Origin of the sequence: Paracoccus sp. DMF-8 (assembly GCF_029309835.1) — a bacterium.
In the GTDB taxonomy this organism is placed as follows: Bacteria; Pseudomonadota; Alphaproteobacteria; order Rhodobacterales; family Rhodobacteraceae; genus Paracoccus.
Map to the genome: position 1 here is coordinate 20,920 of NZ_JARJHL010000016.1, position 25,205 is coordinate 46,124.

The 25,205-nt window shown below is 65.9% G+C and carries 23 protein-coding genes, 1 tRNA gene and 1 pseudogene; 11 read left to right on the top strand and 14 right to left on the bottom strand.

Annotation, left to right across the window (positions count from 1 at the left end; all coding sequences use genetic code 11):
- Nucleotides 1–54: 54 nt before the first annotated feature.
- Nucleotides 55–1,938, bottom strand: a complete 1,884-nt coding sequence (locus tag PE067_RS16960; RefSeq protein WP_276190876.1) for an acyl-CoA synthetase — start codon at nucleotides 1,936–1,938, stop codon at nucleotides 55–57.
- Nucleotides 1,939–2,416: 478 nt separating this feature from the next.
- On the opposite strand from PE067_RS16960, the gene PE067_RS16965 reads away from it, so the two are divergent.
- Entirely contained in the window at nucleotides 2,417–2,971 is a 555-nt protein-coding gene (locus tag PE067_RS16965) for a CAP domain-containing protein (RefSeq protein ID WP_276190877.1), read from the top strand.
- Nucleotides 2,972–3,195: 224 nt separating this feature from the next.
- Here the strand turns inward: PE067_RS16965 and PE067_RS16970 are convergent, their stop codons facing one another.
- The 5 genes and pseudogenes from PE067_RS16970 to tsaD all read right to left on the bottom strand — a co-directional run bounded on the left by PE067_RS16970 (nucleotide 3,196) and on the right by tsaD (nucleotide 7,810).
- Nucleotides 3,196–4,977 carry an ABC transporter transmembrane domain-containing protein gene (locus PE067_RS16970; protein ID WP_276190878.1) on the bottom strand — a complete coding sequence of 594 codons (1,782 nt, stop codon included), beginning with the start codon at nucleotides 4,975–4,977 and terminating at the stop codon, nucleotides 3,196–3,198.
- Nucleotides 4,978–5,107: 130 nt separating this feature from the next.
- Nucleotides 5,108–5,527 carry an EVE domain-containing protein gene (locus tag PE067_RS16975; protein ID WP_276190879.1) on the bottom strand — a complete coding sequence of 140 codons (420 nt, stop codon included), beginning with the start codon at nucleotides 5,525–5,527 and terminating at the stop codon, nucleotides 5,108–5,110.
- Nucleotides 5,527–5,802 carry a YciI family protein gene (locus tag PE067_RS16980; protein ID WP_276190880.1) on the bottom strand — a complete coding sequence of 92 codons (276 nt, stop codon included), beginning with the start codon at nucleotides 5,800–5,802 and terminating at the stop codon, nucleotides 5,527–5,529. The genes PE067_RS16975 and PE067_RS16980 overlap by 1 nt, the downstream gene beginning before the upstream one ends.
- Nucleotides 5,799–6,750: pseudogene (locus PE067_RS16985) on the bottom strand (NAD(P)H-dependent glycerol-3-phosphate dehydrogenase). Before PE067_RS16985 ends, PE067_RS16980 begins: the two are co-directional and overlap by 4 nt.
- Nucleotides 6,635–7,810 (bottom strand): tRNA (adenosine(37)-N6)-threonylcarbamoyltransferase complex transferase subunit TsaD, encoded by a 1,176-nt coding sequence (tsaD, locus tag PE067_RS16990; protein WP_276190881.1) that lies wholly within the window; start codon nucleotides 7,808–7,810, stop codon nucleotides 6,635–6,637. The pseudogene PE067_RS16985 and the gene tsaD overlap by 116 nt, the downstream one beginning before the upstream one ends.
- Before the next feature lie 189 nt (nucleotides 7,811–7,999).
- Between tsaD and PE067_RS16995 the strand changes: the two genes are divergently transcribed.
- The 7 genes from PE067_RS16995 (at nucleotide 8,000) to PE067_RS17025 (ending at nucleotide 14,644) form a co-directional block, all read left to right on the top strand.
- A complete protein-coding gene (locus tag PE067_RS16995) occupies nucleotides 8,000–8,560 on the top strand; it encodes a hypothetical protein (RefSeq protein WP_276190882.1) in 561 nt (186 codons plus the stop codon).
- A 94-nt stretch (nucleotides 8,561–8,654) separates the two neighbouring features.
- Entirely contained in the window at nucleotides 8,655–9,830 is a 1,176-nt protein-coding gene (locus PE067_RS17000; RefSeq protein ID WP_276190883.1) for a hypothetical protein, read from the top strand.
- A 41-nt stretch (nucleotides 9,831–9,871) separates the two neighbouring features.
- On the top strand, nucleotides 9,872–10,222 hold the full coding sequence (locus tag PE067_RS17005; RefSeq protein ID WP_276190884.1) for a hypothetical protein: 351 nt from the start codon (nucleotides 9,872–9,874) through the stop codon (nucleotides 10,220–10,222).
- Nucleotides 10,223–10,232: 10 nt separating this feature from the next.
- Nucleotides 10,233–12,077 carry a heme biosynthesis HemY N-terminal domain-containing protein gene (locus tag PE067_RS17010; RefSeq protein ID WP_276190885.1) on the top strand — a complete coding sequence of 615 codons (1,845 nt, stop codon included), beginning with the start codon at nucleotides 10,233–10,235 and terminating at the stop codon, nucleotides 12,075–12,077.
- Nucleotides 12,078–12,165: 88 nt separating this feature from the next.
- Nucleotides 12,166–12,241, top strand: a tRNA-Thr gene (locus tag PE067_RS17015).
- Between the two features lie 305 nt (nucleotides 12,242–12,546).
- Complete coding sequence (locus PE067_RS17020; protein ID WP_276190886.1) at nucleotides 12,547–14,205, top strand: TonB-dependent receptor; 1,659 nt, start codon at nucleotides 12,547–12,549, stop codon at nucleotides 14,203–14,205.
- Complete coding sequence (locus tag PE067_RS17025; protein WP_276190887.1) at nucleotides 14,108–14,644, top strand: TonB-dependent receptor; 537 nt, start codon at nucleotides 14,108–14,110, stop codon at nucleotides 14,642–14,644. The genes PE067_RS17020 and PE067_RS17025 overlap by 98 nt, the downstream gene beginning before the upstream one ends.
- Nucleotides 14,645–14,855: 211 nt before the next feature.
- Here the strand turns inward: PE067_RS17025 and PE067_RS17030 are convergent, their stop codons facing one another.
- The 5 genes from PE067_RS17030 to tsaA are packed head-to-tail and all read right to left on the bottom strand — an operon-like array spanning nucleotide 14,856 to nucleotide 18,120.
- On the bottom strand, nucleotides 14,856–15,656 hold the full coding sequence (locus tag PE067_RS17030) for an ABC transporter ATP-binding protein (protein ID WP_276190888.1): 801 nt from the start codon (nucleotides 15,654–15,656) through the stop codon (nucleotides 14,856–14,858).
- Complete coding sequence (locus PE067_RS21980) at nucleotides 15,653–15,754, bottom strand: hypothetical protein (RefSeq protein WP_346429720.1); 102 nt, start codon at nucleotides 15,752–15,754, stop codon at nucleotides 15,653–15,655. The genes PE067_RS17030 and PE067_RS21980 overlap by 4 nt, the downstream gene beginning before the upstream one ends.
- Nucleotides 15,754–16,638, bottom strand: a complete 885-nt coding sequence (locus PE067_RS17035) for an iron ABC transporter permease (protein WP_346429721.1) — start codon at nucleotides 16,636–16,638, stop codon at nucleotides 15,754–15,756. The genes PE067_RS21980 and PE067_RS17035 overlap by 1 nt, the downstream gene beginning before the upstream one ends.
- Nucleotides 16,631–17,650, bottom strand: coding sequence for an ABC transporter substrate-binding protein (locus PE067_RS17040; RefSeq protein WP_276190889.1), 1,020 nt, complete (start codon nucleotides 17,648–17,650; stop codon nucleotides 16,631–16,633). Before PE067_RS17040 ends, PE067_RS17035 begins: the two co-directional genes overlap by 8 nt.
- Nucleotides 17,650–18,120 (bottom strand): tRNA (N6-threonylcarbamoyladenosine(37)-N6)-methyltransferase TrmO, encoded by a 471-nt coding sequence (tsaA, locus tag PE067_RS17045; protein ID WP_276190890.1) that lies wholly within the window; start codon nucleotides 18,118–18,120, stop codon nucleotides 17,650–17,652. Before tsaA ends, PE067_RS17040 begins: the two co-directional genes overlap by 1 nt.
- A gap of 151 nt (nucleotides 18,121–18,271) precedes the next feature.
- On the opposite strand from tsaA, the gene PE067_RS17050 reads away from it, so the two are divergent.
- Nucleotides 18,272–19,585 carry an MFS transporter gene (locus tag PE067_RS17050; protein WP_276190891.1) on the top strand — a complete coding sequence of 438 codons (1,314 nt, stop codon included), beginning with the start codon at nucleotides 18,272–18,274 and terminating at the stop codon, nucleotides 19,583–19,585.
- Here the strand turns inward: PE067_RS17050 and PE067_RS17055 are convergent.
- Nucleotides 19,582–20,961: a coniferyl aldehyde dehydrogenase gene (locus PE067_RS17055; RefSeq protein WP_276190892.1), complete on the bottom strand. Its 1,380-nt coding sequence runs from the start codon at nucleotides 20,959–20,961 to the stop codon at nucleotides 19,582–19,584. The two genes, PE067_RS17050 and PE067_RS17055, sit on opposite strands and share 4 nt — an antisense overlap.
- Before the next feature lie 137 nt (nucleotides 20,962–21,098).
- Here PE067_RS17055 and zapE point away from each other — a divergent pair, with 137 nt between their 5' ends.
- A complete protein-coding gene (gene zapE / locus PE067_RS17060; RefSeq protein ID WP_276190893.1) occupies nucleotides 21,099–22,169 on the top strand; it encodes a cell division protein ZapE in 1,071 nt (356 codons plus the stop codon).
- A 167-nt stretch (nucleotides 22,170–22,336) separates the two neighbouring features.
- Nucleotides 22,337–22,807: a nuclear transport factor 2 family protein gene (locus PE067_RS17065; RefSeq protein WP_276190894.1), complete on the top strand. Its 471-nt coding sequence runs from the start codon at nucleotides 22,337–22,339 to the stop codon at nucleotides 22,805–22,807.
- Nucleotides 22,808–22,949: 142 nt separating this feature from the next.
- On the opposite strand, the gene PE067_RS17070 is transcribed toward PE067_RS17065, so the two are convergent.
- Together PE067_RS17070 and accD are read right to left on the bottom strand one after the other, a co-directional pair.
- Nucleotides 22,950–24,218, bottom strand: a complete 1,269-nt coding sequence (locus tag PE067_RS17070; protein WP_276190895.1) for a folylpolyglutamate synthase/dihydrofolate synthase family protein — start codon at nucleotides 24,216–24,218, stop codon at nucleotides 22,950–22,952.
- A gap of 19 nt (nucleotides 24,219–24,237) precedes the next feature.
- Nucleotides 24,238–25,188: an acetyl-CoA carboxylase, carboxyltransferase subunit beta gene (accD, locus tag PE067_RS17075; protein WP_276190896.1), complete on the bottom strand. Its 951-nt coding sequence runs from the start codon at nucleotides 25,186–25,188 to the stop codon at nucleotides 24,238–24,240.
- Nucleotides 25,189–25,205: the final 17 nt, after the last annotated feature.

Genomic DNA, 25,205 nt, shown 5'->3' on the forward strand with positions numbered 1-25,205 from the left:
GGCGCGGCGATTCATGGCCCCTAGACAGCATTATCCACCCCGAAAGTAAAGTTCTCAGCCCCATTCCCACGGCCGGGTGAACTGGCCCAGCCTTGCGGTCACGGCATCGGGATCGGTTGTGTCGGCCCTGCCCAGCCTGGCGACCAGACCGCGCTTTTTATCCTCGACCACGGTGGTCACATATGCGCCGGTTTCCGCCAATGCGGCATCATAGACACGTTTGATCGCCATCTTGCGCAGATCGGGTTTGAAGATCTTGCCCACGGCGGTCTTGGGCAGTTCGGGCAGGATTTCGATATGTTTCGGAATGGCCGCGCGTTCGTGGATATGGGTGCGGGCGTGGGCTTCCAGCTCATCAGGCGTGACATTGGCGCCCTGCATCAGCTCCAGATAGACGCAGGGCAGTTCGCCCGCAAAGGAATCGGGCTGGCCGATCGCCCCGGCAAAGGCCACGGCGGGATGGGACAGCATCGCTTCCTCGATCACGGCGGGGTCGATGTTGTGGCCGCCGCGGATGATCAGATCCTTGGCGCGGCCGGTGATCCACAGATAGCCGTCCGGATCCAGCCGTCCCAGATCGCCGGTGCGCAGGAACCGGCCTTCGGCGAACAGATCGCGGTTCTTGTCGGTTTCGGTATAGGTCGAGCCTTCAAAGACGCCGGGGCTGGCGATGCAGATTTCGCCCACCTCATCGGTCGCGCATTCGTCAAAGCCGCCCGCCGGGTTTTCGCGCAGGATGCGGACATGGGTATAGGGCAGCGGAATCCCGACCGAGCCGACTTTCTTCTTGCCATCGACCGGGTTGCAACTGACCAGACAGGTCGCTTCGGTCAGGCCATAGCCTTCGGCGACCTCGACCCCGGTGGCCTGATGAAAGCGGTTATACAGCTCGATCGGCAGGGGGGCAGAGCCGGAAATCGCGGTCCGCAGCGATGAAACATCACCATCGACAGGCCGCTGCATCAGCGCGGCCAGCGCGGTCGGAACGGTGATCAGGAAGGACACCTGCCAGCGTTCGATCAGTTTCCAGAAATTGTCGAAAACACCCTCGCCGCGATAGCCGGCGGGGGTCGGCATGATCATCTGCGCGCCCGAGGCGATGCAGGACATCAGGATCGGATAGGCGGCAAAGACGTGGAACATCGGCAGCGGGCACATCAGCACGTCCTTTTCGCTGAACAGCAGCGTGTGCCCAAGCCAGCCGTTATAGATCATGCCCGAATATTTGTGCTGCGCCACCTTGGGCGTGCCGGTCGTGCCGCCGGTGTGGAAATAGGCGGCGACACGGTCCTGCAGCGGGTCGTCGAAGGTCAGGCGGTCATGGGGCTGGGCGCTGGCCGCGGCCTCGAAATCAATGACGCGGGCCTTGTGACTGACCGGATTCTTGGGCCGGACCAGCGGGATCAGCAGGCGCTTGATCCCGGTCAGATAGCTGCGCAGATCAAGTTCGACGATGGTCTGCACATTCGGGGCAAGGGCCGCCGCCGCCGCCGCCTTTTGCGCGACATCGGATTTCGGAAAGGACTTTAGCGTGACCAGCACCTTGGCATTCGTCTCGCGCAGGATGCCGCTGATCTGTTCGGCGTCCAGCAGCGGGTTGATCGGGTTGACGATGCCCGCCGTCGCCGCACCCAGCAGGATGATCGGGGTTTCGGCGCTGTTGGGCAGCAGATAAGCCACCGTATCCGTGGGGCCGATGCCCAGGCTGCGAAACAGGTTGGCGGCTTCGGTCACGCGCTCATGCACGTCATTCCACGTCAGGGTGCGTGCCGGCGCATCGGCGCCCGAGAAAAGCTGAAAGGAAATGGCGGGGCGATCCGGAAAGCGGTCCCGGACATCGGTCACGAAGGAATAAATTGTCCGGGGCAGTTCCCGCTGTTCATAGGGCAATTCCCGTTCGACCGCGTCCCGCGTTGCGACGCCGCTAAATTGAACCATTCCTCTCCTCGCCTCCCGTTGCGGGCCCGGCGTTGTGGTCGCGAGCCCTGATCTTGCCCAAACAGCATGTGCCAAAAGCGACCTTTTGGGCAAGTCTGGCCGCAGCCTGCGCCGCGCGGGCAACGCAGCGTAAGACCGACGGGCATCGGGAGGTCAGTTCCGGGGGCGCGGCGGACGGTCGGAACAGATCTATTCTGTGTGCCAAAAGTGAATTTTCGATGAATGCGCGCAATAAAAAGGCAACCGGCTGGTTTTTGCCGGTTCCGGCTGCGCGGTTGGCAATCCCTTGCAGGGGCGAAAGACTCTGCTTTGCCGCAATGCGCCGCGCAGTTAAAACGCGGATGTTCAAATTTTAACGATTATTTTCATAGGGACTGCGTTCTGCTGACCTGCCGTTAACAGTATTTTCAACTCCGGGTTGTTATACCGGAACGACCCCACATGCCGGATCGGGTCGTGACAACGGAGAGCGTCTGTAATGTTCAAGGCAAAGTCGTTTTTTCTGGGCGTCCTGATTGGTGTTTTGGGGCTGATCGCGGGCGGTCTGGCCGTCGGTGTCGTTCAGGCGCAGTCCTTTGGCGGCGCGGCCTCGACGGCGAACCGCCCGATTGTCACCGGCACCGTTCAGTGCTTTGCGACCACAAGGCGGGACAATGCCAATGGCGCGGCCACAGCGAATGCCATCCGCGCCTCGCGCGGATTGGGGGATATGCGTCCGAATGACAAGCTGGCGGCGGCGGCGGCGCGCCACGCCTGCGATATGGCGCAACGCAATCAAATGACCCATCAGGGCAGCCGGTTGCGCAAGCCCTCGCACCGTGTCCGGGCGCAGGGGTATCGCCAGACCATCGTTGCGGAAAACATTGGCAAGGGCTTCGACAGCGCCGAACAGATCCAGCGTGCCTGGGTGAATTCGCGCTCGCATCTGTCGAATATCCTGCTGCCTCAGGTCGAGGAATTCGGCATCGGCCGTGCCGTCGCCGCGGACGGGCGCACGGTTTACTGGGCCGCTGTATACGCCGCGCCGCGCTGAGCTTTTCGCCCATCCGGCGATAGCGCAGGCAAAGGCGGGGTGCGGGGTGCAGACAAGGCGGTGCCCGTATGACCCGTGTCGGATCCCATATGCGGCGGGATGGGAGCCGGCCGGCCTGACGCGGCAGGATGCCGGGCATCCCGGCGGGACAGGCTGGCGGGACACAGGCTGGCGGGACGGGCCGGCAAGCGGGACGCAGCCTGTCCCTGGGATATGCCCCGGCGTTATGCCGATGTGTCGCTGAACTGCAGCCGGGCCAGCCGCGCATACAGCCCGCCCTGTGCCACCAGATCGTCGTGCCGACCCTGTGCAACGATCTGGCCCTGATCCATGACCACGATCCGGTCGGCCTTGCGCACCGTGGACAGGCGGTGCGCGACGATGATCGTGGTGCGGCTTTGCGCCAGATGGTCGACGGCCTCTTGCACCAGCCGTTCGGATTCGGTGTCCAGCGCGCTGGTCGCCTCGTCCAGCAACAGGATCGGGGCGTTGCGCAGAATTGCGCGGGCGATGGCCAGGCGTTGTTTTTGACCGCCCGACAGCATCACGCCGCGTTCGCCGACGAAGCTGTCGTAGCCTTCGGGCAGGGCGGTCAGGAAATCATGGGCATGGGCGGCGCGGGCGGCGGCCTCGACATCGGCATCGCTGGCATCGGGGCGGCCAAAGCGGATGTTGTCACGGGCCGTCGCGGCAAAGATCACCGGTTCTTGCGGGACCAGCGCAATCGACTGCCGGAATGCGCCGCGCGACATCTGGCGCAGGTCGATGCCGTCGATTTTCACCGCACCCGTTTCCGGGTCCCAGAACCGCTGGATCAACTGCACGATGGTGGTCTTGCCCGCACCCGAAGGGCCGACCAGCGCCACGGTTTCCCCCGGCCTGATCGAAAGCGAAACCTCATGCAGCGCCGAGGTATTGGGCCGCGAGGGATAGTGAAAACCGACGTTTTCAAAGTCGATCTGCCCCCGCACCGGCTGCGGCAGCACCTTGGGCTGCGCGGGGTCGGACAAATTGTCCTGGGCCGAAAGCAGTTCGGCCATGCGTTCGGTCGCGCCTGCGGCGCGTTGCAACTCGCCCCAGATATCGGACAGGGCGCCGACCGAACCCGCCACCATCACCGAATAGATCACGAATTGCACCAATGCACCGACCGTCAGCGTGCCCGCATAGACATCGCGCGCGCCGATCCACAGGACGCCCAGCACCCCGGCAAAGATCAGGAAAACCACGATCACCGTCATCACCGACCGCGTCGTGACCCGGCGCAGCGCGGAATCGTAGGCGTTTTCGGTCACGTCGGAAAACTGCCTGCGGGTCAGGTCCTCATGCGTGAAGGCCTGCACCGTCTGCACCGACAGCAGGTTTTCCGAGGCCATCCCCGACGATGCCGCGATCCAGTCCTGATTTTCGCGCGACAGCACGCGCAACCGTCGCCCCATGACCGCAATCGGCACGGCGACGATGGGAACCAGCAGCAACACCAGCCCGCTCAGCTTGGCCGAGGTCAGGATCAGCATCGCCATGCCGCCGATCAGGATCATCACATTGCGCAGCGCGACCGAGATCGACGAGCCGATCACCGACTGGATCAGCGTCGTGTCGGTGGTGATGCGGCTGATGATTTCGCCGGTCATCACCCGTTCGTAAAAGGCGGGGCTCAGCGTGATCACGCGGTCGAACACCGCCTTGCGGATATCCGACACCACCCGTTCGCCAAGCCGGGTGATCAGGTAATAGCGCGCCCCCGTGCCAAAGGCCAAAAGCGCCACGATGATCAGCGCGGCCGAGAAATATTCGTCCAGCAGCGCCGATCCGCTGTCGAAACCGTCGACGACGCGACGCACCGCGACCGGAAGGACAAGGCTGATCGAGGCAGTAATCACCAGCGCCAGCAATGCCAATGTCAGCAGCGCCGCATAAGGGCGCAAAAACGGAAACAGCGCGCTTAGCGCGCCGATGCGTTTGGTGGTCGGACGGTCTGCGAGGATCTTGGGCTGGCGGGCCATGGCATCTTTCTGAAAAGGCTGTCGCAGGGTTTAGGTATGGTGGCGGCGCAAGGCAAGCAAAGCCCTGCGAAGGTTGCAGTCCGGTCCATCAATGGCGCCCGCGCCGCGACAGGATGTTGATCCTATCCCGTCAGGCGGTGCCTTGCGCCATGTCAAGAACGACCTGCCATTCCGCTTCGCTGACCGGCTGCACCGACAGGCGCGAATTGTTGGTCAGCACCATATCGGCCAGGCGCGGTTCGGCCTTGGCCTGATCCAGCGTCACGGGGCGGTTGACCGGGGCAATCGCCTTGATATCGACGCATTCCCATTTCGGATCGGCGGCTTTGCTGTCGGGATGGGCCAGCGCGATCACCTCGACCACGCCGACGATTTCCTTGCCGATGTTGGAATGGTAGAAAAAGCCCCGGTCGCCGATCTGCATGGCACGCATGTTGTTGCGCGCCTGATAGTTGCGCACGCCGTCCCATTCCTCGCCCGCGTCGCCCTTGGCCACCAGATCGTCAAAGCTGAAGACATCGGGTTCGGATTTGAACAGCCAGTAACGCATCAGCCAATCACCTTTTTCCATTCGATCACCTCGACAGAGTCAAACAGCCCCGCCGCCTTGTAGGGGTCGGCCGCGGCCCAGTCCTGTGCGGCGGCCAGATCGTCCATTTCGACGATCAGCAGCGAGCCGCGCATCTCGCCTTCCTCGATCAGGGGGCCGGCCATGCGCAGGTGGTCGGCGGCCTTCAGAAAAGCCAGATGAGCGTCGCGCGTGTCCAGACGGGTTTGCAACTGGCCGGGTGTGTCGCGGCAGATCAGGGCGAAAAGAGGCATCATTCTTCCTTCAGCGGACGGTTGAGCAGGGTTTCAAGGGCTTGTCCCATGCCGACATGCCCCCGGGCAAGCCCCGAGACGATGGCCGAGATCGGCATCTCCAGCCCAAGGCGGGGGGCCAGCGCGGTGACGGCGCGGGCGGTGGCGGCGCCTTCGACGGTGGTCGCGGCGTCAGTGCCGGTGCCGCTGCCGATGGATGTGCCATAGCGGAAATTGCGCGACTGTTCGGATGTGCAGGTCAGCACCAGATCGCCCAGCCCCGACAGCCCGCCAAGCGTTTCGGGCAGGGCCTCCATCGCAACCGCCAGCCGGGTCATTTCGGCAAAGCCGCGCGTCACCACGGCGGCGCGGGCGCTGTCGCCATAGCCCGCGCCAATGGCCGCGCCCGCCGCGATGGCGATGACGTTTTTCAGCGCCCCGCCCAGTTCGGCGCCGGTGACATCGCTGGTCCGGTAAAGCCGCAGGTTCGGGGTAGAGAGTTCATGTTGCAGGGATGTCGCCGCAGCCCCGTCGGCACAGGCCAGCGTCAGCGCCGTCGGCAGGCCGCGCGCGATATCGGCGGCAAAGGACGGGCCGGTCAGCACCGCGACCGGGCGCCCCGGAAACGTCTCTGCAATCAGCGTCGATGGCCCGGTCAGCGTGGCCAGAGTCGATCCCCTTGGCGCAGCTGACGAAACGGCGGCCGGGGCGGTTCAGGTCCGGGCCATGTTCGGCCAGAAAACCGCCCAGCTTTTGCGCGGGCAGGGCCAGCAGCAGGGTTTGCGCCTGAATATCGTCAAGACGGTCGGTGACATGCAGATTGTCGGGCAGGGTTACGCCCGGCAGGCGCGGGTTTTCACGATCCACCGACCAGCTTGTGTCGCGCCCCCATAGCGTGACCGGCCCGTTCGCCGCCAGCGATACCGCCAGCGCCGTGCCAGAGGCACCCGCGCCCAGAACCGCGACGCTCATGCCTTGGCCCCTGTTTGCCCGCGCCCAGCATCGGCGCGGATTTCTGATCCAGGGGCCAGCGCGGCCGTGCCGCCAGATCAATGCCGTCGCGCTGACCGGCGCGAAAGGCCTCGATCCCGGCCCATGCGATCATCGCGCCATTGTCGGTGCACAGCGCCAGCGGCGGCGCGACAAAGCGCGCGCCCGCCGCGTCCGTCGTGCGTTCCAGCGCCGCGCGCAATTCGCCATTCGCGGCGACGCCGCCCGCGACGGCAAAGGTCTCGACCGGCGACAGGGCCAGCGCGCGGCGGGATTTTTCGGCCAGCACATCGGCCACGGCGCGTTGAAACGCCGCACAGATGTCGTTGCGGTCCTGTTCATGCAGCCCGCCCTGCGCCGCCACCAGTTCGTCGCGCAGCCGCAGGACAGCGGTTTTCAGCCCGGAAAAGGACATGTCGCATCCCGGCCGGTCCAGCAGCGGCCGGGGCAGGGAAAAGCGTTTCGGATCGCCCTGCCGGGCGGCGGTTTCGACCTGCGGGCCGCCGGGCCGGGGCAGGCCCAACAGCTTTGCGACCTTGTCAAAGGCCTCGCCCGGTGCATCGTCGATGGTGCCGCCAAGGCGGGTGAAATCATCCGGGCCATCGACGCGCAGGAACTGGCAATGCCCGCCCGACACCAGCAGCATCAGATAGGGAAAGGCCACGCCATCGGTCAGGCGCGGTGTCAGGGCGTGACCGGCCAAATGGTTGACGCCGACCAGCGGCAGGCCGGTGCCCGCGACCAGCCCCTTGGCCAGCATCACCCCGGCAAGAACCCCGCCGATCAGCCCCGGCCCGGCGGTGACCGCGATGCCGTCCAGATCGGCCAGCGTCAGGCCCGCTTGCGACAGGGCATCCTCGACACAGATATCCAGCTTTTCGGCATGGGCGCGGGCGGCGATTTCGGGGACGACGCCGCCGAAATCGGCATGCAGCGCGGTCTGGCCCGCGACGACGGATGCCAGCACGCGGCCATCGCCCGTGACCACGGCGGCGGCGGTGTCGTCGCAGCTGCTTTCGATGCCAAGGAATCTCAGGGTCATGGCTGCCTCTTGTTCCCGCGACGCCTGTCGCCTACGCAGGATGGACCTATCACCGCGGTCAAAGGAAGACCATGCCGCTGCTCTTGTTGACGCGCCCCGAACCTGCCGCCGAACGCTTTGCCGCCCAGATCGCGCATCTGGGGTTGCCGGTGGTGATTTCGCCCGTGCTGCGGATCGTGCCGGTGGCCCATGACGCGGCGCGGGTGGCGGCGGCAAGGGGCTGGTCTTTACCTCGGAAACGCGGTGCGCCTTGCCGGTCCGGGGGCGGGGCGGCCTGCGATCTGCGTCGGGCCGCGCACCGCCGCCGTGGCCGGGGCGGCGGGGTTTCGCGCGACCGCCGGCCCCGGCGATGCCGAACGGCTGATGCCGCTGGTGCAGGATCTGGGCCCCGGCTGGCTGCATCTGCATGGCGTTCACCGCGCGCGCGAACTGCCCTTGCCCGGCGTGGCGGTCTATGACCAGCAGGCGCGGGCGCTGAATGATGCGGCGCTGGCGGCGCTGGCGGGCGATCAGCCGGTGATCGTGCCGCTTTTTTCGCCCCGCAGCGCGGCGATCGTGGCCGATGGGGCGCGGCATGCGCGCGCGCCCCTGTGGCTGGTGCCGATCAGCGCGGCGGCGGGCAGGGCCTGGGAAAATGCGCAGGGTCCACGTCCGGCCCGGCTGTCGCAGGCCGAAACCCCGACGCGCCGGGGATCGAGTCGGCTGTCACGGGGCTGTTGCATGGGAACAATCATCCTTTCCGCGACTTGAGGCCATGATATCTGCCGTCTAGAGTAACGCGGTGTGCGGACGGATTCCCGCCGCCGAGCCGACAGATATGCGGACAGAACTACGGGGGACCGCCGTGACCAAGCCAGAAGATTCCGCCAGCGCGGGTATCACCGAAACCGCCGCGCCGCAAAAGGCCGCCTCGACCACGCCGGTCGTGCCGAATGTGCCAAAGCCGTCAGATGCCCCCGGTGCCAAGGCCGAGCCCGCGCCGAAACCCGCGATTGATCCCGCGCTGGTCGGGACGCCGCAGGGCAAGCCGCGCGATGCCGCCGCCCGCAAGGATGCGACGACCCCGGTCCCGCCTGCCGCCACCGACACGCCCGAACCGGACAAGCCTGAACCGTTCAAGGCCGCGCCCGTGAAAACTGAACCCGTGAAACCCGAAACTGCCGTAGCCCCTGCCACGACATCCGAAACCCGCGTGGTCGAGGTCCGCAAGGCCGGATTCATGCCGGTTCTGCTGGGCGGCGTGGTTGCCGCCGGGCTGGGGGCCGCCGCGACATGGTGGGCGATTCCCCAACTGCCCGAGGGCTGGCGCCCCGTCAGCGCCCCCGCAATCGACCCGCAGGCCCAGATCGACGCCGCCCGCACCGCCGGGACCGAGGCCGCCCGCAGCGAGATCGCAGCCGGCCGCGCCGCGCTGATCGAGGATGCGACCGCTGCCGCCCGCGAAGCCGGTGACGCTGCCGCCCGCGAGGCGCTGGCCGGTGCGATCCCTGCCGCCCCTGCCGAGGCGCCGACCGTCGATCTCTCGGCCATCGAATCGCAGTTGCAGGCGCAGGACCAACGGATCGAAGGGCTGGATGCCGCCCTTTCCGCCCTGAACGCGCCCGCCGCGACCCCCACCCCGACTCCCGCTGAAACGCCGGGGCAGGGCGCCTCGACCGCAGGTCTGGCAGATGCCGATCAGCGCGCCGTGCTGGCGCTGCAATCGGCGCTGGCTCAGCTGAAATCCCGCGTCGATGCGCAGGACCGGCAGCTTGCCGATCTGGCCGCGCGCCCGACCGCCGACCCTCAGGCCGCCGCGCAGCTTGAACAGTTGCAGCAGCAGGCCGCGCAGATGCAGGACAGCATCGCCGCCGCCGCGGCCGAGGCTGAACAGCGCATTGCCAGCGCCCGGTCCGAGGCCGCCGCCGTGCAGGAACAGACCGCCCAGATCGGTCGCCGCGCCCGGTTTCGGCAGCCGTCGCAGGGCTGCAGGCCGCGCTGGAAACCGGCGGCAGCCTGGAGGGCGGCATCGCCGATCTGACGGCGGGCGGCATCACCCTGCCCGAAGGGCTGACGGCGGATGTGCCCTCGCTCGTGCAGTTGCAGGCCGATTTCGACGCCGCATCCCGCGCGGGGCTGAATGCCGCGCTCAAGGCGGAATCGCAGGGCGAGGGGGCGATGGGCGCCATCGGGAACTTCCTGCGCGTCCAGACCGGCGCCCGTTCGGTCGAACCGCGCGAGGGCGAGGACCCGGATGCCGTGCTGTCGCGCGCGGCGGATGCGGTGCGTCGCGGCAATATTCAGGCGGCGCTGGATGATATCGCGACCCTGCCCGCCGCCGGGCAGGATGCCATGTCGGGCTGGACCGCCGAGGCGCAGCGTTGGGTCGCCGCCCGCGCCGCGCTTGGCGATCTGTCCGCCAGCGTGAAGTGAGGTTGCCGATATGCTGCTGTCGCTGCTCAAGATCCTGATTTTCTTCGCGGTCGTTCTGGCCATCGCCTTGGGCGCCGTCTACCTGTCCGAAAACGGACAGGGGCTGCGTCTGGTCTATGATGGCGTCGAATACACGCTTGGCCCCGTTCAGCTTTTCGTCGCGGTCGTGCTGGTCGTGGTGCTGGGCTGGGTCGTCATGCGGCTGATCGGCCTGACCATCGCGGTTCTGCGTTTCGTCACCGGCGATGAAACCGCGATCAACCGCTATTTTCACCGTGCCCGCCAACGCAAGGGCTATGACGCGCTGGCCGAAGGCATGCTGGCCGTCGCCTCGGGCGAGGGGCGTCTGGCCCAGGACAAGGCCGCCAAGGCCGCGAAATATCTGGATAAACCCCATGTCACCGATGTCCTGGCCGCGCAGGCGGCAGAGGTTTCGGGCGACAGGACCAGGGCGCTGGACATCTATCGCCGCCTGCTGTCGGACGAACGCACCCGCTTTGTCGGCATTCGCGGGTTGATGCGCCAGAAACTGGCCGATGGCGATACGGCGACCGCGCTGAAACTGGCGGAAAAGGCCTATGCGCTGAAGCCCAAACACCGCGAGTTGCAGGACACGCTGTTGCAGTTGCAGACGCAGGCGGGCGACTGGAAGGGCGCCCGCGCGGTGCTGAAGGACAAGCGCAGACAGGGCCAGTTGCCGCAGGATGTGGTGATGCGCCGCGATGCGGTTCTGGCGCTGCAAGAGGCGTCGGACGTGCTGGCGCAGGGCAATTCGATCAGCGCCCGCGAGGCCGCGATTTCCGCCGCCAAGGCCAGCCCCGACCTGATTCCCGCCGCCGTTCTGGCCGCGCGCAGCTATATCGCGCAAAAGGATTTCCGCAATGCCAGCCGCATTCTGGAAAAGACCTGGTCGGTGCGCCCGCATCCCTCGGTCGCGGCGGCCTATGCCGAAATCGTGCCGGATGAAACGCCCGCCGCGCGGCTGTCGCGCTTTGACGCGCTGATGCGCAAGAATCCCGATCACGAAGAGACCCGCCTGCTGCGCGCCGAGCTGTTGCTGGCCGCCGAGGATTTTCCCGGTGCCCGCCGCGCGCTTGGCGATCTGGCGGAAAAGCATCCGACGACGCGGACCCTGTCGATCATGGCCGCCATCGAACGCGGCGAAGGCTCGGACGATGCCATCGTGCGCGCCTGGCTGACACGGGCGATGACGGCCAGCCGTGGCCCGCAATGGGTCTGCGACCAATGCCACAACATCATGGCCGACTGGTCCCCGGTCTGCGACAGTTGCGGCGGCTTTGACACGCTGACCTGGCGCGAACCCGAAGGCAGCCGCAGCACCGCCTATGCCCCCGCCGGCAGCAGCGCCGAAATGCTGCCCCTGCTGGTCGGCAAGGGCGGGGCGGCGGTGTCCGGACCGCTGCAGACCCCGACCGCGATCCCGGCCGCGCCTGCCGCCGATCCGGCGCCTGCGGTCGCGGCAGAGGTGCCTCCGTCGGTCGGGCATGTCGCGAATGTCGCGCCCGGCATGGTCCCGCGCGAATCCGATTACGTCAGCGTCCGGCCCCGACAGGCAGAGACCACCCCCGAAGAACCAGAGCCGGTGATGACCTTGACCGACCCCGACCCGGAACAGTTGCGGCCGGAACCGCTTCGTGCGGGGTCCGATCCCGTGACGGAAACCGGGATCGGCACCACCGCCGACACACCGGGCGAAGCACCGTCCGTCCCTAACCCTGCCACGCCGAAACCGGCAGAGCCAAAGGCCAGCGCCGCCCGTCCGGACAGCCGCATGGTGCGCGACAGCGATGTCGTTCCGGTCCGCCCCGATGTCGAACCGATCGGCGATGATTGAGCTTTTGCCAGAAAATGGCAGAATGCCCCTTTCCCACCGCGCCGGAACCTGATATCCGGCGCGGCACCAGCCCGGTCGACGGGATAATGCCGGTGTAGCTCAGCTGGTAGAGCACGTCATTCGTAATGATGGGGTCGGGGGTTCGAGTCCCTTCACCGGCACCAGTCAACCGACTGGTATTTCAGCGAAAAAGCCGTCCTTTGGGACGGCTTTTGCCCTTTCCGGTTTCGCGCCTGCCGCCATTGCCGCCCCGCCGCATCCCGCCCCGCCGCATCCCGCCCCGCCGCATCTGATGAAAGGCGCAAAGGCGATGGCGCCATATTGCGCGTTTTCTTGAAACTCAATGCGGCTTTGGCGTGCCTTGCTGGTCCCAAAAGCCATATTGCTCCGTGATACGATGTGCTTGATGATATACAACGATTCTCGCCAATGATCCCCTTGGCGGGCAAAATCAGGGACAGGAAGCAATATGTCACTTATCCAAAGGCTCGTTCTGGAGGGCTTTGTCATGCCCGGCCTGATGACCGGCTGGGCCATGGCGCAAGAGATCCAGACAGAGGATGCACGCGCAGGCAACGTCTTTGTTCTGGGCACCATCACCATCAGCCGCAGCGCCGACGAATCCGCTGGCGCGGGCACCACGACCACCGTGGATTCTGAAGAAATCCTGAAAACCAACCGCCAGACGCTGGATGATGCCATGCGCATCCAGCCCGGCGTCACGGTCGGCAACACGGGCGGCAGCCGGAACGAACGCCTGATCTATGTCCGCGGTTTTGACCGTATTCAGGTGCCGCTGTCGATCAACGGCATCCGGGTTTACCTGCCCGCCGACAACCGGCTGGACTTTGGCCGCTTCCTGACCCCCGATCTGGCCGAGGTGCAGGTGCAAAAGGGCTATGTCTCGGTCCTGAACGGGCCGGGGGCGATGGGCGGGGCGATCAACCTTGTCACGCGCAAACCCGTCAAACCCTTTGAGGGCGAGGCGCGCGTCGGCATCGAGGCCGGCAATCGCGGCGATATCACCGCGAAAAGCAGCTATCTGTCATTCGGCACGAAACAGGACCAGTTCTATGCGCAGGCCAGCTATATGTGGCGCGACAGCGATGGGTTCTATCTGTCCAAGGATTATACGCCGACTCCGGGGCAGGGCAGCGGGTTGCGCGATTATTCCGACACCAAGGATACGCGCCTGAACCTCAAGCTGGGCTATACGCCCAATGCGACCGACGAATATGTCCTCAGCTATACCCGCCAGACCGGCGCCAAGAACGCGCCCTACAACACCGACCAGCCGATCCGTGGCCTGACGCCCGAGCCGCTGCCCGACGGCCAGTCCTATCAGCGCGACTGGACATGGCCGGAATGGGATATCGAAAGCGTGGCGTTCTATTCGCATACCGCGATCGGGGCCGGTTCCTATGTCAAGACGCGGGCCTATTACAACACCTTCGACAACGTGTTGCTGGCCTATGACGACCATACCCATACCACGCAGGAACAGCGCCGGGCCTTTCGCAGCACCTATGACGATGCCGCATGGGGCCTGAGCGTCGAGGCAGGCAGCGACATCACGGCGAACAACACCCTGCGCGGCGCGCTGCACTATCGCGTCGACCGCCATGACGACAAGCAACTGTCGCAGCCGGGCATCAACGACATCCCCGATCCGGTCGAGAAAAGCGAAGAGCGGACATGGTCGCTGGCGCTGGAAAACACCTGGCGCGCGAATGATGCGCTGACGGTGATCGCGGGTCTCAGCTATGATCACGCCAAGGTGGTCAAGGCCAGCCGCACGGATGAGGATCCGGGCTGGCCCACCGGCAGTTCGCATGCGGTGAACTGGCAGTTGGCGGCGCTTTATGCGACCGACATGGGCGATTTCCACGCCAGCCTGTCGTCGCGCACGCGGTTCCCGACGATGTTCAACCGCTATTCGACACGCTTCGGCACGGCGGTTCCGAATCCGGATCTGGAATTCGGAACGCGCGCTGACGGTCGAACTGGGCTATGGCGGCGATCTGGGCCCGGTGGGTATCGAGGCCGCGATTTTCCACAGCCGCGTCAAGGACATGATCCAGTCGGTCACGGTCGGCACCGATCTGAGCCAGTCGCAGAACGTGGGTGAGGGGCGGATCAGCGGTCTGGAACTGGCCGCGCAATATGACATCAGCCCCGCGCTCACGCTGGTCGCGAACTATACCTATCTGCATCGCAAGATCGAGGATCCGGTCCGCGCGGGCCTGCGTTCGACCGATATCCCGCGCCATTCGGCCTATCTGCGGCTGGATTGGCAGGTGCAGGACGATCTGCGCATCGCGCCGTCGATCGAACTGGCCAGCTCGCGCTGGTCGGACAGCGCGATCCAGCCCTCGGACCCGACCGAGGTTGCCTATACGCGGATGCCGGGCTTCGGTCTGGTGAACCTGGACGTGGATTGGCAGATCACGGAAAATGCCAATGTCGTCTTTGGCTTGCGCAATGTTTTCGACAAGGATTATGCGCTGGTCGAAGGTTTTCCCGAACAGGGCCGCAGCTTTTTCCTGAACAACCGCATCACCTTTTGAGGGGTGAAAAGGACCGCATCAGCATGCTACGACTAAAGTCGTAGGCAATGACGACAACTTACCGCAGACCCTATACTTTGATAGGTATAAGAAAATGTTAAATGGTTACCTGTTGTGGTCCAGCGAGGGGCCTGATCGTCCCTCGCACCTCCTCCCGCCCCGCCCGAAAGAGCGGGGATTTTTTTGTCTGCGGCGTGGTTTGGGTGCGGTTTCAGCCCGCTGCCGGGTGATCCCCAGTCTGGTGATCCGCGCGGAAATGCAGGCCGCCGTCGGAAAGCTCCTCGCGCCGGATGGGCGTTCCATACAGCCCGGACAGATGCGACGCGGTCAGCACCTGCCGCATCGGGCCCTGGGCCACGACACCGCCCGCGCCCAGCAAGATCACCTGATCGGCCAGCCTTGCCGCCTGATCGGGGTCATGGGTCGACAGGATGATGCCGATGCCGTCGCGGGCCAGTTCGGCGATCAGGGTCTCGATCCGGGCGCGGTTGGCAAGGTCAAGGCTGGCTGTCGGCTCATCCATCACCAGCGCGGGGGCCTGCTGGGCAAGGGCGCGGGCGATCAGCACCATCTGTTGCTGCCCGCCCGACAGGCGCGTCATGTCGCGCGCGGCCAGATGCAGGATGCCAAGCCGGTCCAGCGCGGCGTCGGCCCGTCGCAGATCATCCGGCCCCGGCGCTGAAAAGGGGCCAAGCGCCGCGCTGCGGCCCATCAGCACGATGTCGCGGGCGCTGAAGGCAAAGGGCAGGCTTTGCGCCTGCGGGACATAGGCGATGGCCAGCGCGATCTGCCTGCGGTCCAGCCGCGCGATGTCGCGGCCCTGCAGGGTCAGTTGCCCCCGCAGCACGGGCAGCAGACCCAGAAGACAGCGAAACAGCGTCGTCTTGCCGACCCCGTTCGGGCCAAGCAGGCCCAGCACCTGCCCCGGATGCAGGGCCAGATCGACGCCGGACAGCAAGGGGCTGCGGCCATGTCCGGTGGCCAGACCGCTGGCCCCGATCAGCGCCGTCATTGCCGCCACCCCGGCCCGCCGCGCGCCAGCAGCAGCAAAAAGACCGGCGCGCCCAGAACGGCGGTCAGGATGCCAAGCGGGATTTCCTGTCGTGCCATCATCCGCGCCGCGCAATCGACCAGCACCAGAAAGACCGCACCCCTAGCGCGGATGCGGGCAGCAGCCGGTCAAAGCGCGGGCCGGTCAGCAGGCGCATCATATGGGGCACCATCAGCCCGACCCAACCGACGATCCCCGCCATCGACACGGCGGCGGCCGTCATCAGCGTTGCGCCCGCGACGACCACCGCACGCAGGCGACCGGCATTGACGCCCAGGCTGCGCGCCTCGTCATCGCCAAGCGCCAGCAACCCGATCCGCCAGCGCAGCAGCACCAGCGGCAGCAGGCCCAGAAGGATCGCGGGTGCGCCCGCAGCCAGATCGCCGCGTTTCATCCCCGCCAGACTGCCCATCAGCCAGAAGGTGATGGCGGGCAGTTGGTCATCGGGATCGGCCAGCAGCTTGACCAGCGAAATCCCGGCGCCCGCCAGCGCGCCGACCGCGATGCCGCACAGCACCATGACCAGCGCCGAGCCCCGGATCGCCAGCGCCAGCGTGACGACCACAAAGACCGTGGCCAGCCCGGTCGCAAAGCCCAGCATCTGGATCGCCAGCACCGGCAGGCCCAGATAGATGCCCAGCACCGCGCCCAGACCCGCGCCCGAGGATACGCCCAGAATATCGGGCGAGACCAGCGGGTTGCGGAACGCGGTCTGATAGGCCGCACCGGCTGCGGCCAGCGCCGCGCCGATGCAGGCGGCGGCCAGCACGCGGGGCAGGCGGATATGCCAGAAAACCGTCGTCTCTGTCCCCGGCACGCCGCGCCCGGCAAGCTGCGCCAGCACCTGACCGGGCGACAGCGGGTAGGGGCCAAGCATGATCCCCGACAGCAGGGCCGCGATCAGGACCACGCCAAGGGGCAGGGTCCAGCCGATCCTACTCACCCATCAGGGCCTTCAACTGCGCGTCGTCCAGATCGACCTGATAGAATTGCGCGTAGAAATCGCGGATATCGCGGTCCAGCCCGGCGCCCGCCTGTCCGGGGTGGAATTTCGCGGCCAGCCAGCGCAGCCCCAACAGCCGGTTGACCGAGGGCGGCGCGTCGATAAAACCGAACGGTTCCTGCGGGGCCAGATGGATGCGGCGGTTGTCGATGGCGGGAATCCCCGCCAGTTCGGGCATGTCCGGCGCGTTCCGTGCGAAATCGGCATCGACGGTGATGATGATCTCGGGCGCCCAGAGATGCAACTGTTCGGGCGAAACCGTGATCAGGCTGTCCGCGTCGCCTTCGGCCACGTTGATGCCGCCCGCGCGTTCGATGATTTCGGAATGGATCGAGCCTTTGGCGGCGCTTTCCAGCCCCTCTGGCCCGCGCGCCAGATAGACGCGGGGGCGCTGATCGGCGGGGATGGCGGCGACAAGCGCCTCGGTTTCCGCGATCATCTCGGTCGCGCGTATCGCCAGCGCGTCACCCCGTTCGGGCGTGCCAAGCGCCGCGCCCAATGTGCGCAGCGTTTCGGGGATGCGGTCGAAGGCGCCGTCCAGCAGCAGATAGGGCAGGCCGGTCTGGTCCTGCACGCGGCGGGCAAGGTCGATATAGGTCGCGTTGATATTGCCGTAATCCAGAATCATCTGCGGGTTCGCAGCCAGCAGACCTTCCAGGTTCAGCGTATCGCCCTTGCCGGTCAGGCGGCCAAGCGCGGGCAGGTCCCAGGTCTGGGGCAGGATCAGCGGGCGGCCCGTATCGGGGATGGCGCGGACCCAGCCCAGCATGGCATGCGGTTTCAGTACATACAGCAGCACATCGGCGGGCGGGCCTGCGGAATAGATGCGGCTGCTGTCATCCGGCAGTTCGATCTGGCGGCCGGTCGCATCCTGCACCATCCGCGCATCGGCAGGCCCAAGCGGCGCCAGCGCGATCAGCAGGGCGGTCGCGAAAATCCCCAAGATACGCATCAGCCGTGCCGCCTTTCGCTGGATTCGTCGCAGCAGAACACCGGCTTGATATCGACCAGCGGCGTGCCGGTGACGCAATCCAGCCCGCGCACGAACAGGTCGGTTCCCGCGATCCGTTCCAGCCTGACGGTGGACGAGGCGATGGGGTTTGGCCGCAGGGGCGAACGCAGGGCAAAGGTGCCGATGGCGCGGTCGCCGAAATTCGGGTTCTGCTGCACGACATCGCGGCGCGACTGGTGCAACCAATACAGGATTTGCAGGTGATCCTTGTCCTCGACGCCCAAAAGCGCCTCGGACCACAGCGGGTCCAGCGCGATGCGGCACAGCGGGCCGTTCACGGGATCGCCCTTGCGCGGGCAGTCCGAGCGGTCGGCCCATGGCGTGTGGATCTGTCCGATGAACCACAGCGCGGCATCCTGTCGGTCGGGGGCGGTGACGGCGCGCTCATGCGGGCGCAGGCTGGCGCTCATATCGCGATATCCTGTTGGCAAGGTTGGTTGTGTTCGCGAAAACATATCGCCCGGCGCTCGGGCAAGTCAATCGCCGCGGGGCTTGACGCGCTGCGGCAATCGTTGTTGCGTCGCACATCGAACAGGCGCCACCGAACAGGAGAAGCCGGGCATGGACATGATGATCGACGATGCGCTGGCGCGCGGGGGTGCGGGGCGCTATCAGGCCCGGCTTCTGGGGGTCTTCGGGCTGGTCTGGACCGCCGATGCGATGCAGGTCATTGCCATCGGCATCGCCGCGCCCTCGATCGCGGCCAGTTTCGGGCTGACGGTGCCTCAGGCGCTGATGACCGGCACGCTGTTCTTTCTGGGGATGTTCGTCGGCGCCACCGTCTTTGGCCGGATCGCGGACCGGATCGGGCGGCGCAACGTGTTGCTGCTGACCGTCGCGGCCGAGGCGCTGTTTGGCCTGCTGTCGGTCTTTGCGCCCGGTTTCACCGCTTTGTTGGTGCTGCGTTTCCTGACCGGCGCGGCGGTGGGCGGCACCCTGCCCGTCGATTACGCGATGATGGCCGAATTCCTGCCGCCCCGGAACCGGGGCAGCTGGCTGGTCTGGCTGGAAGGTTTCTGGGCCATCGGCACGATCATCGTCGCCGTCACCGCATGGGCCGTCGCCGGTCGCGAAGGGGTCGAGGCATGGCGCTGGATCTTTTTCGTTGCCACCGTCCCCGCGATCATCGGCATGGGGCTGCGGCTGTTCGTGCCCGGATCGCCCATGTATCTGCTGCGTTCGGGCCGCGACGCCGAGGCGCGGCGCGTCATCGACCGCGTCTTGCAGGTCAATGGCGCTGATCCCCTGCCCGAAGGCGTCCGCATCGTCCCGACCCCGATCAACACCGAACAGGAAGGCATCTTTGGCCCGACCCTGCTGCGCCGCACGCTGGCCATTCTGGCGGTGTGGTTTCTGGTGTCGCTGTCCTATTACGGCATCTTTGTCTGGGTCCCGTCCGAGCTTTTCGCCAGCGGTTTCGGTTTCGTCCGGGGCTATGGTTTCCTTGTCCTGATGGCGCTGGCGCAGATCCCCGGCTATGCGCTGGCGGCTTACGGCGTCGAAAAATGGGGCCGGTTGCCGACCTTGCAGATTTTCCTGATCCTCAGCGCGATCGGCTGTTTCCTGTTCACCATCGCGGGCAGCACCGCGCTGATCGCGGCATCGCTGCTGCTGATGAGCTTTGCCCTGCTGGGGACATGGGGCGCGCTATATGCCTTTACGCCCGAGCTTTACCCGACCGGGCTGCGCGGCACCGGCATGGGCACGGCCAGCGCCATGGCCCGCGTCGGCGGGCTGCTGGCGCCGTCGATGCTGGCCTATGTCTTTGCGCAGGGTTTTGGCGTGGCCATCGGCATGTTCGCGGCGCTGCTGGTTCTGGCGGCGGTGGCGACGCTGATGATCCAGGTCGAAACCCGCAACGTCTCGATCGGCTAGCGCATCATCCAGCGCAGCACATTGCGAAACCGCGCGCCATAGGGCGGGGCGATCAGCCCCGCGCCGTTCAGCCGCGACTGCGCAAAGACCGGCATCAGATGCGACATCCGGTCAAAGCCCGCCCGGCCGTGATAGACCCCCATGCCGCTGGCGCCGACCCCGCCAAAGGGCAGGCCGGTCTGGACGACGTGGAACAGCGTGTCATTGACCGACACGCCCCCGGCGACGACCTGCGACAGCAACAGGTCCCGCGTCTCGGCGCTTTCGGTAAAGGGGTAGAAGGCCAGCGGGCGCGGGCGGGCGATGATATCGGCGACCGCCTCGCGCAGGGTGTCATAGGGGACCAGCGGCAGGATCGGGCCAAAGATTTCATCCTCGGACAGGGGGCCGGTGGTCAGGGTGGTGACGATGGGCGGCATCAGGCGCCGGCCCGGATCGGGTTCGGCATCCGTCAGCGGGTGCAGCAGCGCGCCGCCCTGTTTCGCCTGATCCAGCGCATCGGTCAGGCGCGCGAATTGCGCGGCGTTGATGATGCGGGTGTAATCGGGGTTGGCGGCCAGTTTCGGATAGTGCCGCGCCACCCATCTGCGCGCGGCGGCGATGAAATCCTGTTCGCGGCCGCGCGGCAGCAGGACGTAATCGGGCGCGGTGCAGGTCTGGCCCGCATTCAGCATCTTGCCCGCCATGATCCGCGCCACGGCATGGTCGAAACGCGCATCGGGGGCGATCAGCACGGGAGATTTGCCGCCCAGCTCCAGCGTGACCGGGGTCAGGTTCGGCGCCGCCGCCGCCATCACCTTGCGCCCGACTGAGGTCGAGCCGGTGAACAGCAGATGGTCAAAGGGCAGGGCGCAGAATTCGGACGCGACCCCGGCATCCCCGGTGACGACCGACAGCACATCGGGGTCGAAATCACGCCGCACGGCATGGGCAAAGGCGGCGGAAAAGGCCGGGGTGTGTTCGGACAGCTTGACCATCGCGCGATTGCCCGCCGCAAAGGCGCAGATCAGCGGCGCGACGGCCAGTTGCAGCGGGTAGTTCCAGGGCGCGACAATGCCGATCAGCCCAAGCGGCTGCGGCTGCACCCATGCCCGCGCCGGATGAAACCAGCGCCCGACGGGCACGCGCCTGCGCGCCATCCAGCGGCGCATGTGGCGGCGGGCTTCGCGCAGTTCCTCCAGAATGGGGGTGACTTCGGCCAGATCGGTTTCGGCCTGCGGGCGCTGGCCGAAATCCTGCGATATCGCCTGACCAAAGACCTGGCGGTTGTCCATCACCAGCCCGTGCAGCGCCTGCAGGCGTTCGTCGCGCAGCTTGTGCGGCACGGCAGGTCCGGCCCGGCTGGCGGCCCGCATGGCGGTGAACTGATCCTGCATCGGCGGTCCCCCTGCGCCCAACCCTAGCCACAGCGTATGAACCGCGCAACCGACCCCTGCGGCGCGGCGCGACAGGTGGCAGGGTTGGCACATGAGCTACGGTATCAGAGCTTTACAACGCGCGCGTCGCCCAGGGCGTGCTGCAACCGGACCCGGCCCAAAGGGCGGTCCTGCCCGCCATGGACGGGGTGATCGCGCGCCTGCCGGTCCCGGCGCCCGCGGCGCCGTCGCGCGGCTGGCTGTCGCGGCTGTCGCGCAAATCCGAAACGCCCGCCGCAGGGCCCAAGGGGCTGTATCTGTGGGGGGGCGTCGGGCGTGGCAAGTCGATGCTGATGGACCTGATCATGGACGCCGCGCCGATCAAGGCCAAGCGGCGCGTGCATTTCCACGAGTTCATGCAAGAGGTTCAGGCCGGGCTTGAACGGATGCGCAAGGCCGGTGTCGCCGATGCCGTCGTCCCCGTCGCCGATGAGATCGCGGCCCAGACCCGGCTGTTCTGTTTCGACGAAATGCAGATCACCGACATTGCCGATGCGATGATCGTGGGGCGGCTGTTTCAGGTGCTGTTCGACCGGGGCGTGATGGTCGTCACGACATCGAACCGGGTGCCCGAGGACCTGTATAAGAACGGGCTGAACCGCCAGCTTTTCCTGCCCTTCATCGGTCTGCTGCGCGAGCGGATGGAGGTGGTCGAACTGGTGTCCGATCAGGATCACCGCCAGAACCGCGCCGAAGGCGGCAAGGTCTGGTTTTCGCCCGCCGACACGGCGGCGCGCCAGTCGATGGACCTGATCTGGTCGGACCTGACCGGCGGTCGCCCCGCGACGCCCCTGCTGATCGAGGTGATGGGCCGCAAGGTCGAAATCCCGCAGCACGTCGGGCGCGTCGGGCGGGCGAGTTTCTGGGACCTGTGCAGCAAACCGCTTGGCCCCGCCGATTACCTGGCCATAGCCAAGGCGCTGGACGTGATCTTCATCGACGCCATCCCGCGCCTGAGCATGACGAACTATAATGAGGCAAAGCGCTTCGTCACGCTGGTCGATGCGCTGTATGAGGCGCAGGTCAAACTGTTCGCCAGCTCCGTCGACGAACCCGAACGCCTGTATCAGGAAGGCGAGGGCGCATTCGAATTCGAACGCACCGCCAGCCGGTTGCACGAAATGCGCGATGCCGATTGGGGGAACCGGACAGCGCAGGACAACGGCTGATAGCTCGGATGACGCAGTGATCCGGATGTCTGCTTTGCGGGACTAAGCCGCCATTCGACCGAACACGACTTGATTTTTCACGACACCACTGATACCGACGCTGCCATGATCAATCAGCGGATCCAGCTTGCTCAAGGCACCTATTATCCCCGCCCCTAAAGCGGTGGATGACGTTGCTGATCCAAACCGCCGTGATTGGGCGGTTTGCTTCTTCAGACACCCCGGTCGCGGCTCTTTCAACGGAGCTTGAAATGACCACCAGACAGCTTTGCATCGACTATCTGAAAGCCCTGAACGAGGGAAATCTCGAGGATGTTCGTGCCCTTTTCAGCGAAGACGCGGAAGTTGTATCCCCGCTCTATGGGGTGCGAACCGCCTTTGATTTCTATGCCGAACTTTTCAATGACACGAACAGGTCGGAAACCTCCTTGCTGAATGTGTTCGACACGTCCGAAACATCGAAATCGGTTGCCCTGCACTTCCGCTATCTGTGGACCTTGGCTGACGGAAAGCAGGTGTCGTTCGAATGTGTTGATGTGTTCGAACTGAACAGCGCGCGAGATCGGTTCGAGAAACTGACGATCATCTACGACACCGCACCGCTGCGGCAGGACTTCGACAACCTCAGAATCAAGTAAACGATCACTGCGGTCCGAGGGTGAATGAATGCCATTGGGCCGCAATGACGGCTATGGACTCAAACGAACATCACGGCCCCGCTTCTCGCAGGTTACAGCAGATCGGCGGTGGCGATGTCATGCCCGGGCGGATCGTGGTGGTCTAGCCGTTGTCGCGCAACACGCGGCCGGCCAGATACAGCGAGCCGCAGATCAGGATGCGTGCGCCGGGGTGTTCGTCGGCGATGCGGGTGACGGCGGCCATGACGTCATCGGCGGTCGAGGCGGGCAGGCCTGCCTCGGCCGCATAGGCGGCGGTTTCGGGGGCGGGCAGGGTGTTCGGTTCGCCGGGGATGGCGACGGCGATCAGGCTGTCCGCCGCGCGCGAAAGCGGCTGCATATAGCCCAGCACATCCTTGGTGTTCAGCATGCCGCAGACCAGATGCACGGGGCGCGGGGCCAGCATCGCCAGCGTTGCGGCGACGGCCTGACCGCCCGCCGGGTTGTGCCCGCCGTCCAGCCACAATTCGCACCCCGCAGCCGCATCGACCAGCGGGCCATGCGTCAGGCGCTGCATCCGGGCGGGCCATTCGGCCTCTGTCACGGCGGCGCGGGCCTCGATCCGGCCAAAGCCCAGCTCGCGCAGGGCGGCGATGGCGGTGCCGGCGTTTTCGATCTGATGGGGGCCGGGCAGGACGGGCAGGGGCAGGTCCATCAGCCCGTGATCGTCCTGATAGATCAGCGCATCGCCTTCGCGGCGCGACTGCCAGTCCTGATTTGCGATGCGCAGGGGGGCGCGCAGGGCGTCGGCGCGGTCTTGCACAACCTCGCGCACCTCGGGCGGTTGCGGGGCGAGGATGCAGGGGGCGCCGCGTTTCAGGATGCCCGCCTTTTCGCCCGCAATCGCCTCAATCGTCTCGCCCAGATATTGCGTGTGATCGACGGAAATCGGCGTCAGCACGGTCAGGCGCGGATCATCGGTGACATTCGTGGCATCCAGCCGCCCGCCCAGACCGACCTCCAGCAGGGTGAAATCGGCCTCGACCCGCGAAAAGGCCAGAAAGGCCGCCGCCGTGGTGATTTCGAAGAATGTGATCGGCTGGCCCGCATTCGCGGTTTCGCATTCTTCCAGCGTGGCGGCCAGCATGTCTTCGGAAATCAGATCGCCCGCCAGCCGGATGCGTTCGTGAAACCATGCCAGATGCGGTGAGGTATAGACATGGACCTTCAGCCCCGCCGATTCCAGCCCGGCGCGGATCATCGCCACGGTCGAGCCCTTGCCGTTCGTCCCCGCGACATGGATCACCGGGGGAATGTGGCGTTCGGGATGGCCAAGCGCGGCGAGGATCCGGTGCATCCGGTCCAGCGACAGGTCGATGACCTTGGGGTGCAGCGACATCAGCCGCGACAGGATGGCGTCCGATCCGGTCATCTTGGCGTTTCCTGTCTGCTTATTCGGCCCGGGCCGCAGCGGGCTCGGCTTCGGGCTGTGTGGTTTCGATCTGGCCGGTTTCGATCTGGCCGGGTGCGGGCAGGTCGGCGACCACGGCAGCCGGTTCGCGCAGGGTCATGCGCAGGATGGTGATCAGTTCTTCGCGCAACTGCTTGCGGTGGGTGACCCGGTCCAGCATCCCGTGTTCCAGCAGGTATTCGGCGCGCTGGAAGCCTTCGGGCAATTTCTCGCGGATGGTCTGTTCGATGACGCGCGGCCCGGCGAAACAGATCAGCGCATTCGGTTCGGAAATCTGGATATCGCCCAGCATCGCATAGGATGCGGTGACGCCGCCGGTGGTCGGGTGGGTCAGGACGACGATATAGGGCAGGCCCGCCTCTTTCAGCATTTCGACCGCGACGGTCGAGCGCGGCATCTGCATCAGCGACAGGATGCCTTCCTGCATGCGCGCGCCACCTGCGGCGGAAAACAGCACCAGCGGACGGCCAAGGCGCACCGCGGCCTCGGCGGCGGCGATGATCGCATTGCCGACATACATGCCCATCGACCCGCCCATGAAGGCGAAATTCTGCGCCACGGCGACGATCGGGGTGCGGCCGATTTCGCCCTCGGCGACCAGCATTGCTTCCTTTTCGCCGGTCGATTTCTGCGCGGCCTTCATCCGGTCGGGATATTTCTTCTGGTCGCGGAAGCTGAGGGGGTCGGCCACCGGTTCTGGCACCTTGACTTCGTTGAAGATTCCGCCGTCGAACAGCGCCTTGAAACGGTCGCGGGGCGAGATCGCCAGATGGTGGTCGCAACTGGTGCAGACGTTCAGATTGTCGGCCAGTTCGCGGTGAAACAGCATCGTCCCGCATTCCGGACATTTCGTCCACAGATTCTCGGGCACCTCGCGCCGCGAGAAAAGCGAATTGATGCGCGGGCGCACATAATTGGTGATCCAGTTCATCCCTAGCCTTTCGCTGC

Bases quoted from the DNA above. Each gene is read 5' to 3' on its own strand.
- PE067_RS16975 (WP_276190879.1), bottom strand. From the start codon at position 5,527: ATGCGTTACTGGCTGTTCAAATCCGAACCCGATGTCTTCAGCTTTGAC.
- PE067_RS16995 (WP_276190882.1), top strand. From the start codon at position 8,000: ATGACGCGGCGCGGGTGGCGGCGGCAAGGGGCTGGTCTTTACCTCGGA.
- PE067_RS17040 (WP_276190889.1), bottom strand. From the start codon at position 17,650: ATGCGTATCTTGGGGATTTTCGCGACCGCCCTGCTGATCGCGCTGGCG.
- PE067_RS16965 (WP_276190877.1), top strand. From the start codon at position 2,417: ATGTTCAAGGCAAAGTCGTTTTTTCTGGGCGTCCTGATTGGTGTTTTG.
- tsaA (WP_276190890.1), bottom strand. From the start codon at position 18,120: ATGAGCGCCAGCCTGCGCCCGCATGAGCGCGCCGTCACCGCCCCCGAC.
- PE067_RS17010 (WP_276190885.1), top strand. From the start codon at position 10,233: ATGCTGCTGTCGCTGCTCAAGATCCTGATTTTCTTCGCGGTCGTTCTG.
- PE067_RS17065 (WP_276190894.1), top strand. From the start codon at position 22,337: ATGACGTTGCTGATCCAAACCGCCGTGATTGGGCGGTTTGCTTCTTCA.
- PE067_RS16960 (WP_276190876.1), bottom strand. From the start codon at position 1,938: ATGGTTCAATTTAGCGGCGTCGCAACGCGGGACGCGGTCGAACGGGAA.
- PE067_RS21980 (WP_346429720.1), bottom strand. From the start codon at position 15,754: ATGGCACGACAGGAAATCCCGCTTGGCATCCTGACCGCCGTTCTGGGC.
- PE067_RS16970 (WP_276190878.1), bottom strand. From the start codon at position 4,977: ATGGCCCGCCAGCCCAAGATCCTCGCAGACCGTCCGACCACCAAACGC.
- accD (WP_276190896.1), bottom strand. From the start codon at position 25,188: ATGAACTGGATCACCAATTATGTGCGCCCGCGCATCAATTCGCTTTTC.
- PE067_RS17050 (WP_276190891.1), top strand. From the start codon at position 18,272: ATGGACATGATGATCGACGATGCGCTGGCGCGCGGGGGTGCGGGGCGC.
- PE067_RS17030 (WP_276190888.1), bottom strand. From the start codon at position 15,656: ATGACGGCGCTGATCGGGGCCAGCGGTCTGGCCACCGGACATGGCCGC.
- PE067_RS17070 (WP_276190895.1), bottom strand. From the start codon at position 24,218: ATGACCGGATCGGACGCCATCCTGTCGCGGCTGATGTCGCTGCACCCC.
- PE067_RS17055 (WP_276190892.1), bottom strand. From the start codon at position 20,961: ATGCAGGATCAGTTCACCGCCATGCGGGCCGCCAGCCGGGCCGGACCT.
- PE067_RS16980 (WP_276190880.1), bottom strand. From the start codon at position 5,802: ATGATGCCTCTTTTCGCCCTGATCTGCCGCGACACACCCGGCCAGTTG.
- PE067_RS17020 (WP_276190886.1), top strand. From the start codon at position 12,547: ATGTCACTTATCCAAAGGCTCGTTCTGGAGGGCTTTGTCATGCCCGGC.
- tsaD (WP_276190881.1), bottom strand. From the start codon at position 7,810: ATGACCCTGAGATTCCTTGGCATCGAAAGCAGCTGCGACGACACCGCC.